Here is a 15,699-nt window from a genome sequence, read left to right on the forward strand (position 1 = left end):
GACTTCAGCCATCTCGTCCACGCCAGCCTTTCGACAGTCCGTGTCAAGTTGTCGTAGGGGAGGACCTCACCGCTTAGGTTGAGTCAGGCAACCGTGGCTGAAACTCTGGCGAGCTCACGAAGCACGTACTTCACCCATGGTCGGTCCGCATGCGGACCGACCAATGCTGGCATGTGTTTTTCCAGCCAAGTCGCCGCTTCTTCGACCCGTCTCGCGATTTCCGCCTCGTTCACTGGCTTTGTCTTCACCGGCACTTCCGCCTGCATTTCCGAACGAGAAGGCGTGTTGGCCCGCAGAGGCTCGTGATTGGCGCGCGTTGCAATCAGCCGCACTAACGCATCCGCCCCTGGCTTGCTCCAACGTGCCCCATGGCGCTTCATCCGTCGCGCCACGTGGTGGAACACCTGGCCCTCAATTGCACCCAGACTCACCACATCATCATCGCCCACAATGCCTTGCCAATTCTTCTCCATGTATGATTTCAGCTTCGAGATACGCTGCTTCTTCGCCCCTTCGCTTTGCTTCTCCATCTTCGTCAGCACCTTTTTCTACCCGCGACCACTCCTCGGTTCTCACCGCATCCCATACCTTCCGGTAGCCTGCGTCTCCCGTCCCAAGGCCGCAACCATCGCCTGCCGCAGGTGAAAGGGATCCAATCGATATCGAGCCCCAGGGAGCATTCCGACGCCCTTCTTCGCCCATTCCGCCCCGTCCGCGCCGAGCCAACATCGTTTCACGCTGGCCCAATCCCACACGCGCCCAAAAGAGGACACCGCTTCCTCCCAGAAGCGTTCAGCTTCCTCAGTCCCCGCGACCACCTGTCGATTCATCAGGGCGCGCCGTTCCCGCCCTTGTTCCTGCTTGCCTTCATACGCCACGGCCACCTTCAATTCGAAGTGTGACTGGCCATCTTCCTCCCTGCGCCCTCGGACATACACGCCATCCGCTTCCACGAAGAGTGTCTCGGCTTTGCGTCTCCCTCCCGGAGCGTCTCCTTGTTCGAACACCTTCTCCCGCTCCAGCTCCGCTCGGACGCGCTTCTCCCCTCCGAGCCTTTGCACTTCTTGCCAAATCGCCATCGCGCTGATGTCCGGCACCCAAGTCTGTAGAATCTCTGCCGCGCGCCGGTACGACACATCTAAAGCCAACGCCACAGCTTGGTCTCTTAACTTCCCGCTCAATCGACGACGGGGTTCGAACCCTGCTACCTCATCCAACAGGAAGCGACGTTCGCCCGTCTTTCGATTGCGGTAGTAACGCCGACGATACGTGATCTCTCCCAGGGTGGACACGACCGTCCGTGGTTTACGCTGAATAAGTTCCCACTCATTTCGGTCACGCTCCGCCGCCAGCTTCTCGTCCCACGCTTCGAGCAAGCGCGGAACCATTCCCTCATGAATTCGCCGAAGGACCTCATGAGCCTCTCTTCAAGAATCGCGAAGTCGCACGGATGCTCAGACAACCACAACAGATTCATCCACAGCGGCAGGAAACCCGCCGCGCCATCACGAATATCCAACATGAGAGACCTCACCTCTTCATCCGCGCTCCGAACGCGGGTTGTTTTTGTGCTCAGTGAGGTCTCTTCTCTTTGTCCCCGGAAAATCCTCCCGAGAACAACCCCTACTCAAACTTTATACGCTCCTTTCGGACACGGTTCGACTGCCTGAGTTACCCGCCGGCGCCCGCCCGAGCCGTCTGCTCGGCGAACGCGACGAGATCGACCGCAACCTGGCTGACCTCCTGCATGGCCGACGCCAAGGCTTCCATGGCGGACCGCTGCGCTTCCGCTTCCCGGTCCACCCGCTCGATGGCCTCGTTCAGGGCCTCGAGCATCTCCACCATGCGGCGCGTGTTCTGCGCAATCACGTCTGTCTGTTCCCTGGCCCCTTCCGCCAACCGCCGAATTTCGCGGGCGATCACGGCAAACCCGCGCCCGCTCTCCCCTGCGCGCGACGCCTCAATCGAGGCGTTCAGCCCGAGAATGCGGCTCGTGTCGGCAATCTCCCGGACCTCGTCCGAGATGGACCGCACGTCGCGAACCGCGGTCAGCACGGAACGGGACTCGCGCGCGATGTCGCCGAGGCTCGTGGCCAGAACCTGCATGGACGCGGCCATCTCCTGCAGCGTCGCGCTCGTCTGCTGCACGGACGACGAGAGCGTCGTCGCCAGGCCGACGAGCCGCTCCTTCGCGTCCACGCGGGTACACGCGCAGAAGGCGCCGACGGGTTCACCGCCCTCCGCGGCGATAGGCACCGCCTTGATGACCACCGGCAGGCCCAACACGGAGGCATCCAGGCGAACTTCGCGCACCCGCCCTTCGCGCACGGCCTCATACAGCCCGTCGCCCGGCCGAAGCTCATAGCCTTCCGTTACCGTGAGCGCGAACGTCCGCGCGGGGACCACCGCCCAAATTCGCGTCCGATCCGCCACAAGGATGGCTACATCATCCAAAAACGCTCGTTGGGCCAACCTTGCAAAACGAAGCGCATCGTTGAGCGCCGGATGCATGGCCTGATGTTGCTCCAACGGGACAGTCGATCCGACTTCCACACACATCCTCCTCCACGGCCAGCCATCCTTCCCTTCGATACTCGGTTCCACACGCGCCAGGCATCCTCCTGCTCAAGGAACGAAGTCAAATCGAAGGGGCGCCAGCAACCTGGCGCCCCTTCTGGAATCCGGTTTTTTATTCGGCGTCCACGAGCTGCGGGTTTTCCCCCTCGGGGAAGTTGGGCTTGGGGAATCCGCTGCGCACGCCCCAAAGGTAGAAGACAAGCGCGGACACGGCGACTACCACCATATCCCACCCGTAGGGCAGGACGCCGATGCCGCCGAACTTGCCGCTGCCAAGGAACGAGACGAGCGCCATCCACAACAGATACACGATGAGCCAAAGCCCGCGGCGGAAGTGCTCCGAAAATCCGCGCCAGCCCGCCTTCTCGGTATAGTAGAAGTAAATCGGCAACCCGATGATGATGACGATGATGACCTCGCCCGTCAGCGGCCACTGCGCCCAGTACAGGATGAGCGACGCGAAGATGAACGCGATAGGAGCAATGACGGCCATCCCCGGGACTCGCACCGGGCGCTCGACGTTTTCGCCCATCTTGCGGAACGCCATGACGGCGATGGGTCCGGTGACGTACGAGATGAGCGTCGCGACCGAAATCACCCCGGAAAGCTCGCCCCAGCCCCGGAACATCAGCATGAAGATGTACGCGATGACGAGGTTCAGCCACATCGCCGCGCGTGGCACGCCGTAGCGCGGGTGAATCCGGCCGAACACCTTCGGAAAGTAGCCGTTCGCCTCCAGGCCGTGGACCATGCGCGCGGTCGTCGCCGTGTACGTGATGCCCGTGCCGGACGGCGACACGAACGCGTCCAGAAAGAGAATGATGGCGAGCCAGTTCACGTTCAGGGCGAGGGCGAGATCGGCAAACGGCGATTTCAGGTTGATGCTCGCCCAGCCGTGGCTCAGCAGGTTCCCCGGCATCGAGCCGATGAACGCGGCCTGCAAGCAGAGGTAAATCACGCCGGCGAGTAGAACGGAGCCGATCACGGCGAGCGGCACGTTCCGGCTCGGGTTGCGGGCCTCGCCCGCCAGGTTGATGGGGCTCTGGAAGCCGTTAAACGCAAAGATGACGCCAGACGTCGCGATGGCCGTCAGGACGCTCGCCCATCCGTTGGGCGCAAACCCGCCGTACTGCGTGAAGTTGTGCGTGTCAAAGTGAGCGGCGATGAGGCCAATCACAGTGAGCGCAGGAATGATGAACTTGAACACAGTGATGAGCGTGTTGGCACGGGCGAACAGCTTCACCGTCCAGTAGTTCAGCAAAAAGTAAATGAAGACGAGGATGGCTGCCAGAAGCAAGCCGGGCGGCGTGAGCGTCTTGTTGACGTACAGGTGGTGCGTCCACTGAGCCCAGTGCCAGGGCCACGAGCTCATATACTGAATCGATGCCTCTGCCTCAATCGGGATGACGGACGCAATGGCAATCCAGTTCGCCCAACCGGACAAAAACCCGACGAACGACCCATGCGAATAATGCGCGTAGCGCACCATGCCGCCGGATCGCGGGAACATGGGGCCAAGTTCCGCATAGGTCAGGCCGATGAGTAAAATGACAGCCATACCCAGGATCCAGGCGACGATTGCGGCCGGACCTGCGACCTTGGCGGCCTTCCACGCGCCGAACAGCCAACCCGAGCCGATGATGGATCCGAGCCCGGTCATGGTCAGCGCGACGAGATGAATCTCTCGGCGCATGCCCTTGTCCATGAAATTCCTCCCCTGTGTGTGCGGATTCCGTGATGTGCCCTCCCGCGGCGTCGGAGCACCCGCAGTGTCTCTGCGTGATCGCTTTCATGCGCATGTATGAGGGCACAAACTGTCCACCATACGCCCCATGATGCCGCAAGGAGCTCAGCTCTGTCAACCGAGATACTTATTGGAATTGATGGACGATTTCGATCCTCCCGAGATGGACGATCAGTTCTCAACTTTTCCATTTGCGAAACGGCGCATGTCCGAATCGTTGAACGCGCAAGAACCTTCCCGGCATGAACGGACATCCTCGTTCATATCATCGGATTGGGTCAAGAAATTGAAAGACCTACGAACCCGATTTCTAGGGTTGAATCTTCGCAAGTCTCTTAATATGATGGAGTTGAAAGCGGTTTTCAACCGTTTTCTGACTCAAGTAAGGAGGGGACATGGGTGGCAGTTCAAGAAGTGAACGCGAGCGCTCTGCATCCGGATGTCGTCGAGTTTCTCACGGGTCCCAAGGGCTTGTTTATTGACGGCGAATTCGTTCCCTCACTCTCCGGTAAAACCTTCAAGTCTATCAATCCCGCGACGGAAGAAGTCCTGGTAGAAGTCGCCGAGGCGGAAGCCCCCGATATCGACCGCGCGGTCAAAGCTGCTCGTCGCGCCTTTGAGTCCGGTCCGTGGTCGCGCATGAGCGCCGCAGAACGGTCTCGGTTGCTCTACAGACTGGCAGATCTGATGGAAGAACATAAGCTGCAGCTCGCTCAGCTGGAGACACTCGATAACGGCAAACCCATTCGCGAGTCCCTGAACGCAGACCTTCCCCTTGCGATTGAACACATTCGCTACTACGCCGGCTGGCCCACCAAAGTCGTGGGACAGACCATCCCAGTAGCAGGAAAATACTTCAATTACACGCGCCACGAGCCCGTTGGCGTAGTGGGCCAGATCATCCCGTGGAACTTCCCGCTCCTCATGGCGTGCTGGAAAATCGGCGCTGCGTTGGCCATGGGCTGCACGGTGGTACTCAAGCCGGCCGAGCAGACGCCGCTCTCCGCACTCTACCTGGCCAAACTGATTCAGGAAGCCGGCTTCCCACCGGGTGTCGTTAACGTCGTGCCGGGCTTTGGCGAGACCGCTGGACAGGCGCTCGTGGAGCATCCGGACGTCAACAAGATTGCGTTCACCGGATCGACGGAAGTCGGCAAGCTCATCATGCGCAACGCTGCGGCTACGCTGAAGCGCGTCACGCTTGAACTCGGCGGCAAGTCCCCGAACATCATTCTCCCCGATGCCGACATGAGCCGAGCCATCCCAGGCGCGTTCATGGGGATCATGTTCAACCAGGGCCAGGTGTGCTGCGCCGGATCGCGCCTGTTCGTGCAGAAGAAAGCGTACGACAACGTGGTGGCCGATCTCGTCTCCCTCGCGAAGAAGATCCGCCAGGGCCCGGGTCTGGACCAAAGCACGGAGATGGGACCGCTCGTGTCCGATGAACAGGAAAAGCGCGTGCTCGGCTACATCGAGAAGGGCGTGGAAGAGGGCGCCGAGGTCCTCGTGGGCGGCGGCAAGGCCACGGATCGCGGATACTTCGTGCAGCCGACCATCTTTGCCAACGTCCGGGACGACATGACCATCGCGCGCGAAGAGATCTTCGGACCGGTGGTCGCGGCGATGCCGTTTGAAGACCTGGACGAAGTCATTGCGCGCGCGAACGACACGGAGTACGGCCTGGCGGCCGGTGTGTGGACGGAGAATATCCGCAACGCCCACTATATCGCCAGCAAGCTGAAGGCCGGCACTGTTTGGGTCAACTGCTACAACGTGTTTGACGCGGCGGCTCCGTTTGGTGGATACAAGCAGTCTGGTATCGGGCGCGAAATGGGCTCGTATGCGTTGAACAACTACACGGAAGTCAAGGACGTCTGGATCAGCTTGAGCTGAATCTCGCATGCAAGTGAGGCCCGGCGAAGCGCCGGGCCTATTTTTGTCACCCAAATTGGCAGATGTGGACGTTTGTAGACACCGGCGCTCCCATGCTCGCCTATTGTGTGCAGAAAGAGATTCTCTTGGCGAGGAGGACGCCCAGTGTCACAGCCTAACATTCCGAATATCAACCCATCCATCACGCTCACTCGGGATGACGCGGTCAACCTGCTTCTCTCGTCCATCGCGCTCGAGGAACTCGGACTTGGCCACCTCACGAACGCGGAGGCGGAAAAGATCCAATACGTCCTCGGTACGTTGACGGGCGCCACCGGAACCCAACCGTCGCTGGATGACCTACTCACGCTCAATCAATCGGTGAACGCCACGCTGGACAACATCATCCGCAAAGAGCTCATCTTGGACAGCAAGCTCAGCAACGTGATGTCGCTAGCGAATGTCGGCCCTACCGGTCCCACAGGACCTACAGGGCCTACCGGACCGACGGGACCCACAGGGCCAACTGGACCCACAGGACCCACAGGACCCACAGGACCCACAGGACCCACAGGACCCACAGGACCCACAGGACCCACAGGACCCACAGGACCCACAGGACCCACAGGACCCACAGGACCCACAGGACCGACTGGACCGACTGGACCCGCGGGTTCGAGCGCCATCATTCCGTACGCATCTGGGCTGCCCGTCGCGTTGACGACCGTGGCCGGCGGTCTGGTGGGCACCACGAGCCTTGTCGGGTTCGGCAGCTCAGTGACGGGCGTCACGCTGCTCGGCTCCGGCCAGATCGATCTCACGGGCGCCGGGGGGACGCTCCTCAACTTCGCGTTCTCCATGCCGCGCGCTGGGACCATCACGTCCATCGTCGCGTACTTCAGCGCCACCGCCGCCCTGAATCTGCTTGGCACGACGGTGACCATCACCGCACAGCTGTATGAGTCGACGACGCCAAACAACACGTTCTCGCCCATCCCGGGGGCGTCTGTCATGTTGACACCTCTCACCGGCACCATCGCCGTGGGGCAAATCGCTACCGGCAGCGCCACGGGGCTTTCCATCCCGGTCAGCGCTGGCACGCGGCTTCTGCTCGTCTTCTCAGCGACGGCAAGCGGCCTGTCCCTCGTGCAGACCGTCGCGGGTTACGCCTCGGCGGGCGTTGCCATCAGTTGACCAAGGCTCGGAGACGGTCGAACTCCCTCTCAAGGATTCGGCCGTCTCCTGCGCGCGCTGCGCCGAAGGCTTTGAGCCCCCTTCCGCCCGAGCGGTGTCCACAGCTGGTGGGCCGGATCGCGCTCGATGCGAGAAACGCGCGACGCCGGGCCTCGCAGGAAGGGCAAGGAATGCAAGGTCTCCGCGTTCCTCGCGGACTTGCCAAGATGGCCACACGCCTCCTCAATTCGTTCAAGAAACCCTTGTCTCGCACGTCGCCAGGCGCCGCTCAACTCCGCGATTCCCGCGTCATCCACCCGCTGATCCACGAGGTGAACCAGCCGGAGCAGCACCACGACGCCCTCCCACACGCCCTGCGAACCGCGGTCCCGTCGCGCGCCTGCCGCGTGGCCGAGAGCGGCCTCGAGTGCCTCGCATTCCCAGCGAAACGCCTCCCAATGTCCCGCGTACATGGCAAGCCGCGCGTGCGCCTCCTCCTCGGCGCACGGCCAGCTGTTCTCCATTTGTCGACACAAACGCACAAGGAGCTCGCGAAGGCACTTTAGCGACTCATGATGCACGAGCGCCATGAGCCCTGTCGATCCGGCATTCGCGCGCACCGCGGCGGCCAACAGGCGCGCGGACGCCGCCTCCAACTGAGCGAGCCGCTCCAAAACCAGAACAGCCGATGGAGCCCCTGAACGCGAAGCGATGTCCCCTATTCCCCGCAACATTCCGGAGCACCCTCGCAGGGCAGCATTCTCATCACCGCGTCGAGCTTCATCTGAAGCAGCAATTCCTTGCGAATGAGTGTGCGAAGCGTTCGCTCCACAGCCTCGTTGACACACAGGAGTTCTTCCATCGACAGTTGCGGATCCGCCACCGCCTTCTGCAACTTCTCGCCCTCGGCGTTCAGAATGTGGGCCAGCCCCAGCTCCTCCATCGCGATAGAGGCGAGCAAGAGATGAACCACCTGTTCCCTCGTCAGCTCGATGTCCGGCCGAATGTCCGGAATATTGGGCATGGACACAGCGCATTCCTCCCTCCCTCCACCTGTATGCAGGCCATCGCCCAAGCGCGCCAGGCGGACGCGCGCCTTCGCGCGACGGTCGTCCGCCGCATAAGGTAAAGGTGCAACCTGGGAGGAATGCGCATGGCCACCTGGTCCCTTTGCATGATTGTCCGAAATGAGGAGGACACGCTTCCGCGCTGCCTCGCGTCCGTCGGCGATCTCGCCGACGAGATCATCGTCGTCGACACGGGTTCGACGGATCGCACATCTGAAGTGGCCCGATCTTTCGGCGCACACGTGCACCCTTTCACGTGGCGCGACGACTTCAGCGCGGCGCGTAACTACGCGTTCAGCCTCGCGACAGCCGACTACATTTTCTGGCTCGACGCGGACGACGTCATCCGCGCAGAGGATTTCTCCACATGGAAAGACCTGAAGACCTCGCTGGATCCCGGTGTCGACGCCGTCACCGCCTGGTACCATCTCGCGTTTTACGGCGATACACCATCGTACAGTTCCCGACTGGTTCGCGTGGTGCGGCGAGCTGCCGGCTTTCTCTGGCGTGGCCAGGTGCACGAATACCTGGAGGTCCGGGGCAACGTGCTCCACTCCGACGCGGCCGTCTGTCACCGCCCCGTGCGACACGACGCGGACCGCAACCTGCGCATCTACGAGGCGCGCATCCGCGCCGGGGAGTTGCTCGGCGCGCGCGACACGCTCTACTACGCGAACGAGCTTGTCGATCACGGCCGGATTGTCGAAGCGATGACCCAATACGAGGCGTTCCTCAAGATGCCTGACATTTGGAAGGAAGATGCCATCTTCGCCTGTTATCGGCTCTCGGATTGCCACCTCCGGCTCGGTCAGCAGGAGGAGGCGCGCATGGCCGTGCTGCGATCGTTCCTGTACGACGCACCCCGTTCCGAGGCGTGTTGCCGGCTCGGACACGCGGCGCTTGAACAGGGCGATCTCGACGCGGCGCTGTCGTGGTATCGGCTGGCCATCCTCTGCCGCCGCCCTCCTGGATTCGTGGGCTTTCTCAACCGCGCCTGCGAGACCTGGCTGCCCCATATCCAACTCTGCGTGATTCTCGCGCGGCTCGGGCGCATCGGGGAGGCTTACGAACACAACGAGTGGGCAGCGAAGTTTCTCGGCAGCGAAGATCCGATGATTCTCCACAACCGCGCACAACTCGCCGCGATGCTTCAAGCGTCAGAGGGCGCGTGACGGGCAGGCCCGCCGCGCGCCCAAGCCTTACTTCTGCACGGGCTGCAGGTGTTGCATGACGATGGCCGCCGACTGCGTGTTGGCCGGCCCGGGCGTGATCCACAGGTTCTGTTTCGTGGGCCAGCCCGTGTAGTTGCTGTCGTTGTACTCGTACCAGTACGCGCCTACGAGAAGGGGAATGACCGGCATCTTCTCGGCGGCGATGCGTTCAATCTGGTACATGATCTTTTTCTGCTCCGCGAGATCGGTCGTCTGCGCGAACGCGTTCAGCAGTTTGTCGACCTGGGGATTGTGGAACCCTTCGACGTTGAACGATCCGTTCGAGTCAAGCAGATCGTAGTACTGGAGATAGGGCGTCGGGCCTTCGTTCGTCCAAGAGATGGCGAGATCGTACTTGCCGGGAATCACGCCGTGCGCACTCGCGGTCGGCGCGATGTTGCTGTAATACGTGCCGAACGTGACTTGCTCGATGTTGACCTTGATCCCGATCTTCGCGAGGTCCTGCTGGATCAGGAGGCAGTCTTCGTCCCAGTCGCTCCAACCCGATACGACCTCGAGGTTAAACGACAACTCCTTCCCGTCCTTGGCGTAGATTCCGTTCTTGTCCTTCTTGAATCCAGCCGCCTGAAGCAACTGTTCAGCTTTTGCGTCGTTCACAGGCGGGAAGTGCAGGTACGAGGACGGCAACGTCGGATCGAGCCAGGACTTGTAGTTTGGCAGCGGCAGGCTGATGGGGTTGGCCACGCCTTCGTAACCCGTCTCGCCGATCACGGAGAGCTTCTGGCGGTCAATGGCCAGGCTAATGGCTTCCCGCACGTTCGGGATGGCGAGCAGCGGATTCGAGAGGTTGGGATACAGCTCGACGATGTTGTCAGGCGGGAAGTAGTAGTGGTTGTGCGGGTTCACGTCGACGTAGGTCTTTTGCACGTTCGGAATGTCCAGATTGCCATACTGCACCTGGCCTTCCGCGAGGGCGAGATCCGCGCTCTGATTGCTCGTGAAAGCCGGGTAATCGCTTGCAAATGGAATCGCTTCTTGCTCGCCTCGCTCACCCCACTCCAAAGAAATCGCTTTCAAAGAAAACATACAACGCGTCCGTCAACTGCGCAAGCCCTATTCTCACAACTTTCACGCGAGGTCCGTTCCGCGGAACACCGCGGTTGACAGAAGGCCTGAGCTCATGTGTCATGGTAGCAAACGCATCGGGGAAATTCGGCGGATCGGGAGGATGCGCATGGAACTTATCCAACTCGAGTACTTTTTGGCGGTCGCAGAGCACCAGAGCTTTCGCCGCGCTGCGGACGCCATCCGCGTCTCGCAACCCGCGCTGTCGCGCGCCATCCAGAAGCTCGAGGGCGATCTCGGCGCGCCGCTCTTCGTGCGCACCGCGCAGGGCGTGCGCCTCACGCCGTGCGGCGAGGCGTTTCTGCCTCACGCCCGCCAGGCGCTCGCCGAGGTGGCTGCGGGCGTTCGCAAGGTCGCCGAGCTCACGGGCCAGGCCCGGGGCGTGCTCCACGTCGGCCTCATCTACTCGCTCGGCACGCGCTTCCTCCCCGACGTCATTCGCACGTTCACCCGCACGCACCCCGGGGTGACCGTCCGGCTGTCCGAAGCGCCGACCCAGAAGCTCTTGCAACAGCTTGATGCTGGCGAGATCGACATCGCGTTCTGCACGCCGCAACACGCGCCGCACCTGACGCTCGTCGAAATCCTGCAGGAGGAACTCGTGGCCATCGTCCCCCCGGATCACCCGCTCGCGGCGAAGGACCAGTGTCATCTGTCCGATCTCGCCGACGAGCCATTCGTGGCGTACGCGCGTGAAAGCGGTATCCGCCACGTGATTGAACGCTACTGCGCGGAGGCGGGATTCACGCCGCGCGTGGCCATGGAAGGCGTCGAGGATCTGACCGTGGCAGGGCTCGTGGCTGCGGGCGTCGGCGTCGCCGTGGTGCCCCTGCACGCCCAGATCGCTCAGCTGCCCGTCCACCTTCTCCGGCTGTGCGAGCCGTGCAAGCGGTCCGTCTACATGGCCTGGCACAGCCACACGCCTCTGTCACCCGTCGCCCGCGCATTCATCGCATTTGTGAAGCGCATGTGCGCACCGTAACGGCCCGGGAGGCATCCGTTTCAGACCGCGCATGGCGTCCAGCGCGCGCACGAATCCCCGCATTTCTACCCGAGCCCGGCAACCTGCTACACTTGAGGGTGGACGTTTTCAACGACGGGAAGGGGACTTCACGTGGAAATTCGCCGCTTCGTCATCTCGCCCATCCAGTCCAACTGCTACGTGCTTGCCGAGTCGTGGGAGCGCGGCGCGAACGCCGTCGTCATTGACCCGGGCGATCTCGCCCTGGATCCCGTGTTTTCATTCATCGACGAGGTGGGTCTCAAGCTCGTCGCCAACTGGAACACGCACGGCCACTTTGATCACGTCATCGGCGCGGACCGCCTGCGCCAGCGGTACAGCGTGCCGTCGTACCTCCACCGGGACGATCTCGTCACGTGGAACCGCGCCCCGCACTGGTACCGGGCGTACCTCGCGGACGATGCGCCGGATTTGCGCCAACCGGACGCTTGGCTGCAGGACGGCGATGAACTTACGCTCGGCGACGAAACGTTCACCGTATGGCACACGCCAGGCCATTCGCCGGGAAGCGTCTGTTTCGTCGGCAAGCACGTGGTGTTCTCCGGGGACACGTTGTTTGCAGGCACTATCGGACGTGTGGATCTGGAGGGATCAGATCCGGGAGCCATGCAGGCGTCGCTCAAGCGCATCCTCCAATGGCCGGATGATCTCGAGATCTACCCAGGTCACGGGCCTGCGACGCGCATGGGACACGAACGAAGACACAACCGATTTCTGCTGGAGGTCATGCAGGGTTGAAAGGCATCGAGGCGGAGCGCATGCTCCGCCTCGCCGCGGTCATGGAATAGGCATTTTGGCCGCCGAAGACGCGCCCGCCTGGGCATTCCGGGACGGGATGCGGTCGAGATCGGTCAACAGGAACGCGTAGCTCAACACGCCAATGAAGAGAATCACGGCCGCGCAGAGGAACGCATCCATGAACGATCCCGTCGCCTGCACAATGAAACCGGTTACAATTGGAGCAAGTATGCCCATGGCGTTGTTGCCAAACGTAAGAAACCCCGTGAGGACGCCCACCGTGCCCTTGGGCGCGATGAACGTCGGAATGCTCATCGCGATGGACGAGGTGCAGACCAAGGCGCCGAGCGCGATGGAGATGAAGAACACGGCCCAGCCTGGCGAACGCGTGTACGCAGCGCCGATGACCGTGAGCCCGAGGAGCAAGCACACCACGAGCACGGTTTTGCGCACCCGAAGCGGATCCCTGCCTCGCCGAACGAGCCAGTCGATGAGAAAGCCCGCGACAAACAGCTCGGACGCGAACCCGACGAGCCAAGGAATGGCTGCGAACCAGCCTGTCTTCAGGACCGACATGTGCATCTGGCCCTCCAGATAGCCCGGAAGCCAGGACAAGAACAGCCAGAACGAGTAGGCGTACGCCGCAAATCCGATGAACACGCCCCACACCTTGCGGTAGCGCAACAGATGGCCCAAGTTGCGCCACAGCCCGCCTTCCGCTTGACCTTCCTCCTGCGATCCGCCCTCCTCGATGTACGCCAACTCTTCCCGCGACAGCCACTTGTCTTCGCGCGGATCGCGATACATGGCCCAGTAGATGAACACGTAAACGACGCTCAGAATGCCCGTTGCGATGAAGCCGCCGCGCCATCCCCACTCCGTGATGGCAAACGCCAGGAGCGGCGCGCCAATCGCGCTCGCGAGCTTGGACTCCGAGTCATACAGGGACACCGCCCGCGCGCGCTCCGCGACGGGGAACCAGTAGCCCACGGACTTCACCGCCGCCGGGAAATACGGCGCCTCGCCGATGCCAAGCAGCACGCGCCCCAGCAGGAGCAACCCCTGCCCCGTGGCCGCCGCCGTGACGAAGCAGGCGATGGACCACAGCACCATCCCCAGGCGAATGACCCATTTGACGCCAATTTTGTCGAGCAAGGCACCCACCGGAATTTGCAACAGCGCATACGACCAACTGAAGGCCGAGAGCACGATGCCCATCTGGCCAGCCGTCAGGTGAAACGTGCCCTCAATCGGCTTCGTGGCCATCGAAGTGGCCGACCGGTCCAAGTAGTTGACAATCACGCCCACGGCGATCAACACGCCGATCCACCAACGCCGGTGTTTCACGCCATCTCCTCCTTGTCTCACGGATTACGCCGACCGCCATCTCGCCTCTTCAAGCGATTGCAGAAGCGCCGGAAAGCCTCGCCGGCCGAAGTACTCGAGCGATACGAATCCCTGATATCCGCGTGCGGCAAGTTCCCGCAGCACGCGGTCGTTGTCCACGTCCCCCGACGGATCGAACGCCGAGACGGGGACGCTCTGGTACCACGCCTCATGATTCCAATGATAGTTTTTGCAGTGCACGTGCCGAACGGCTGGATACACCTCCCGAAGCACTTCGAGCGGGTCGAGGTGATCCGGGTTGAAGTTGGCAGCATCGAAAATCAGGCCGAGATCGCCACCCGGAACCGAGTGAAGCAGGCTTCGCAGGCTGTCGAGGGAGTCCGCAAACGTCTGGTAATGGGTCTCCACCAGGAGGTCCGATCCCATGCTTTGCGCGATGAGGCGCGCTTCGACCAGTGCGGCCAGCGACTCGTCCCACAGCTCGGGGCTCGCCGCGCGCGAAGGCAGGTGCCCGAAGAACGTCCGAATGGCGGCTCCGCCAAGCGCGGAGGCCATCTCGGCGTAGCGGCGCACGTCCTGGAGGTCCGAGTCGCGATCGCGCGGGCTGCGGGAGAAGTAGGTGTAGCCGCTGATGACCGGCACGCTGAGACCCTCGTCGGTGAGCCTCGACGCGAGCTCCTCGAGCGCCGACCGACCGGCCGCGGCATAGGGCTCCACATGGCCGACCCAGAGTTCCAGACCGTCCACGGGGACGCCGGACCTCCGCCAGCTGCGGACGAGCAGTAGGATGTCGTCGAGCGACCGCTCCTTCATCCCGGTGGTGCACACGCTCCACTTCACCGCGATGCACCTCCTTCGAAGGCGATGAGCGCCTTGCCTGGCTTGCCGGAAAGCGCGTGACGGTACGCCTCGGCGTATGCCTCGAGCGGCCATATGCCCGCACACAGGTTGTCGAAGGCGTGGCGCAGGTCGGGATCGCCCTTCAGTCGCGCGAGCGCGTCCTCGAAGTCCTGTCGGACGTAGATGATGGACCCGAGAAGGGACGCCTCCTTGCGGACGAACACCTGCATCGGGAGACGCGCCTCCTCCGCCAGACCCAGCGCGACGATGCAACCCCCTGGTTGCACGCACGCCACGGCCGTGGCGATGGCGTCCGGCGCACCCGCGGCCTCGATGACCACCGCGTAGCTGTCGAGCGCGAGCTCCGAGGCGAGCGCCGTCCGCACCCCGGGCACAATCCCTCGAACGAACGCCAAGCGATCCTCACGTACGTCCGCCGCCGTCACTCGGGCGCCGAGCGACTGCGCCAGCATCGCGCAGAGCGCGCCCTCCGTGCCGCTGCCCAGGACAAGCACCTCATCGCCCACGTTAATCCGTGCCCGGTGGACAGCGTGCCACGCCACGGCGAACGGTTCCACCATCGCGGCCTCCACGTCGCTCACCTCGTCGGGCACCGGCACCGCGTACTTGGCCTCCATCAGCCAGTCTTCCGCGAATCCCCCCGGCGCGTTGATGCCAATGGACGCCTTGTGGACGCACACGTTGGTCTGCCCGCGGCGGCAAGGCGCGCATTCGCCGCAATAGGTGTTGGGGATGATCACGACGCGATCGCCCGGCGCAAGGTCCACGCCTTCCCCCACTTCGACGACGCGGGCCACGAGTTCATGTCCTGGGCGGACGGGATAGTTCGCGTGGCGCAGGTGGCCGTGATACACCTTGGTATCCGAGCCGCAGATGCCGCCCATGATGGTGTGAAGCCGCACCTGACCGGTTCCCGGCGATCCCGCCGCCTCTGCTTCGCACAGGTGCAAGCGCGAAGGCGCTTCCATCACCAGTTGTCGCATAGGGTGTTCACCTCGAATC

13 protein-coding genes and 1 pseudogene are annotated in these 15,699 nt (G+C 62.6%); 5 read left to right on the forward strand and 9 right to left on the reverse strand.

Annotated elements, in window-relative coordinates; all coding sequences use genetic code 11:
* Window positions 1-83 precede the first annotated feature (83 nt).
* From TC41_RS16025 to TC41_RS12925, 3 genes and pseudogenes are all read right to left on the reverse strand, one after another.
* Window positions 84-1,522: pseudogene (locus TC41_RS16025) on the reverse strand (ISLre2-like element ISAlac1 family transposase).
* Window positions 1,523-1,671: 149 nt separating this feature from the next.
* Window positions 1,672-2,559: a methyl-accepting chemotaxis protein gene (locus TC41_RS12920; RefSeq protein WP_014465521.1), complete on the reverse strand. Its 888-nt coding sequence runs from the start codon at window positions 2,557-2,559 to the stop codon at window positions 1,672-1,674.
* 130 nt (window positions 2,560-2,689) lie between these two features.
* Complete coding sequence (locus tag TC41_RS12925) at window positions 2,690-4,282, reverse strand: APC family permease (protein WP_014465522.1); 1,593 nt, start codon at window positions 4,280-4,282, stop codon at window positions 2,690-2,692.
* A gap of 438 nt (window positions 4,283-4,720) precedes the next feature.
* Here TC41_RS12925 and TC41_RS12935 point away from each other — a divergent pair, with 438 nt between their 5' ends.
* Together TC41_RS12935 and TC41_RS12940 are read left to right on the forward strand one after the other, a co-directional pair.
* Window positions 4,721-6,214 (forward strand): aldehyde dehydrogenase family protein, encoded by a 1,494-nt coding sequence (locus TC41_RS12935; protein WP_014465523.1) that lies wholly within the window; start codon window positions 4,721-4,723, stop codon window positions 6,212-6,214.
* Between the two features lie 144 nt (window positions 6,215-6,358).
* The gene (locus TC41_RS12940; protein WP_014465524.1) at window positions 6,359-7,387 is read left to right on the forward strand and encodes an exosporium glycoprotein BclB-related protein; all 1,029 of its coding nucleotides are present in this window, start codon (window positions 6,359-6,361) and stop codon (window positions 7,385-7,387) included.
* A 29-nt stretch (window positions 7,388-7,416) separates the two neighbouring features.
* Here TC41_RS12940 and TC41_RS12945 read toward each other — a convergent pair whose 3' ends face one another.
* A complete protein-coding gene (locus TC41_RS12945; protein WP_014465525.1) occupies window positions 7,417-8,100 on the reverse strand; it encodes a hypothetical protein in 684 nt (227 codons plus the stop codon).
* Entirely contained in the window at window positions 8,085-8,390 is a 306-nt protein-coding gene (locus tag TC41_RS12950) for a hypothetical protein (protein ID WP_237700123.1), read from the reverse strand. Before TC41_RS12950 ends, TC41_RS12945 begins: the two co-directional genes overlap by 16 nt.
* A 123-nt stretch (window positions 8,391-8,513) precedes the next feature.
* Here TC41_RS12950 and TC41_RS12955 point away from each other — a divergent pair, with 123 nt between their 5' ends.
* Window positions 8,514-9,605, forward strand: a complete 1,092-nt coding sequence (locus tag TC41_RS12955) for a glycosyltransferase (protein WP_014465527.1) — start codon at window positions 8,514-8,516, stop codon at window positions 9,603-9,605.
* 27 nt (window positions 9,606-9,632) lie between these two features.
* On the opposite strand, the gene TC41_RS12960 is transcribed toward TC41_RS12955, so the two are convergent.
* Window positions 9,633-10,667: an ABC transporter substrate-binding protein gene (locus tag TC41_RS12960; RefSeq protein WP_237699953.1), complete on the reverse strand. Its 1,035-nt coding sequence runs from the start codon at window positions 10,665-10,667 to the stop codon at window positions 9,633-9,635.
* 172 nt (window positions 10,668-10,839) lie between these two features.
* Here TC41_RS12960 and TC41_RS12965 point away from each other — a divergent pair, with 172 nt between their 5' ends.
* Together TC41_RS12965 and TC41_RS12970 are read left to right on the forward strand one after the other, a co-directional pair.
* Window positions 10,840-11,712 (forward strand): LysR substrate-binding domain-containing protein, encoded by an 873-nt coding sequence (locus TC41_RS12965; protein WP_041695461.1) that lies wholly within the window; start codon window positions 10,840-10,842, stop codon window positions 11,710-11,712.
* A gap of 132 nt (window positions 11,713-11,844) precedes the next feature.
* Window positions 11,845-12,489 (forward strand): MBL fold metallo-hydrolase, encoded by a 645-nt coding sequence (locus TC41_RS12970; RefSeq protein WP_014465530.1) that lies wholly within the window; start codon window positions 11,845-11,847, stop codon window positions 12,487-12,489.
* 39 nt (window positions 12,490-12,528) lie between these two features.
* On the opposite strand, the gene TC41_RS12975 is transcribed toward TC41_RS12970, so the two are convergent.
* Genes TC41_RS12975 through TC41_RS12985 form a run of 3 tightly spaced genes read right to left on the reverse strand, consistent with a single transcriptional unit; the run spans window position 12,529 to window position 15,680 of the window.
* The gene (locus TC41_RS12975; protein ID WP_049784380.1) at window positions 12,529-13,836 is read right to left on the reverse strand and encodes an MFS transporter; all 1,308 of its coding nucleotides are present in this window, start codon (window positions 13,834-13,836) and stop codon (window positions 12,529-12,531) included.
* A gap of 24 nt (window positions 13,837-13,860) precedes the next feature.
* Window positions 13,861-14,676 carry a sugar phosphate isomerase/epimerase family protein gene (locus TC41_RS12980; protein WP_014465532.1) on the reverse strand — a complete coding sequence of 272 codons (816 nt, stop codon included), beginning with the start codon at window positions 14,674-14,676 and terminating at the stop codon, window positions 13,861-13,863.
* Complete coding sequence (locus TC41_RS12985; RefSeq protein ID WP_014465533.1) at window positions 14,673-15,680, reverse strand: zinc-dependent alcohol dehydrogenase; 1,008 nt, start codon at window positions 15,678-15,680, stop codon at window positions 14,673-14,675. Before TC41_RS12985 ends, TC41_RS12980 begins: the two co-directional genes overlap by 4 nt.
* Window positions 15,681-15,699 lie beyond the last annotated feature (19 nt).

The sequence above is a fragment of the Alicyclobacillus acidocaldarius subsp. acidocaldarius Tc-4-1 genome (genome assembly GCF_000219875.1).
Classification (GTDB): Bacteria; Bacillota; Bacilli; order Alicyclobacillales; family Alicyclobacillaceae; genus Alicyclobacillus; species Alicyclobacillus acidocaldarius_A.

What these genes read in the sequence shown, in the direction of transcription:
- TC41_RS12985 (WP_014465533.1), bottom strand. Translation starts at nt 15,680, where the DNA reads ATGCGACAACTGGTGATGGAAGCGCCTTCGCGCTTGCACCTGTGCGAA.
- TC41_RS12925 (WP_014465522.1), bottom strand. Translation starts at nt 4,282, where the DNA reads ATGGACAAGGGCATGCGCCGAGAGATTCATCTCGTCGCGCTGACCATG.
- TC41_RS12950 (WP_237700123.1), bottom strand. Translation starts at nt 8,390, where the DNA reads ATGCCCAATATTCCGGACATTCGGCCGGACATCGAGCTGACGAGGGAA.
- TC41_RS12945 (WP_014465525.1), bottom strand. Translation starts at nt 8,100, where the DNA reads ATGTTGCGGGGAATAGGGGACATCGCTTCGCGTTCAGGGGCTCCATCG.
- TC41_RS12965 (WP_041695461.1), top strand. Translation starts at nt 10,840, where the DNA reads ATGGAACTTATCCAACTCGAGTACTTTTTGGCGGTCGCAGAGCACCAG.
- TC41_RS12920 (WP_014465521.1), bottom strand. Translation starts at nt 2,559, where the DNA reads ATGTGTGTGGAAGTCGGATCGACTGTCCCGTTGGAGCAACATCAGGCC.
- TC41_RS12955 (WP_014465527.1), top strand. Translation starts at nt 8,514, where the DNA reads ATGCGCATGGCCACCTGGTCCCTTTGCATGATTGTCCGAAATGAGGAG.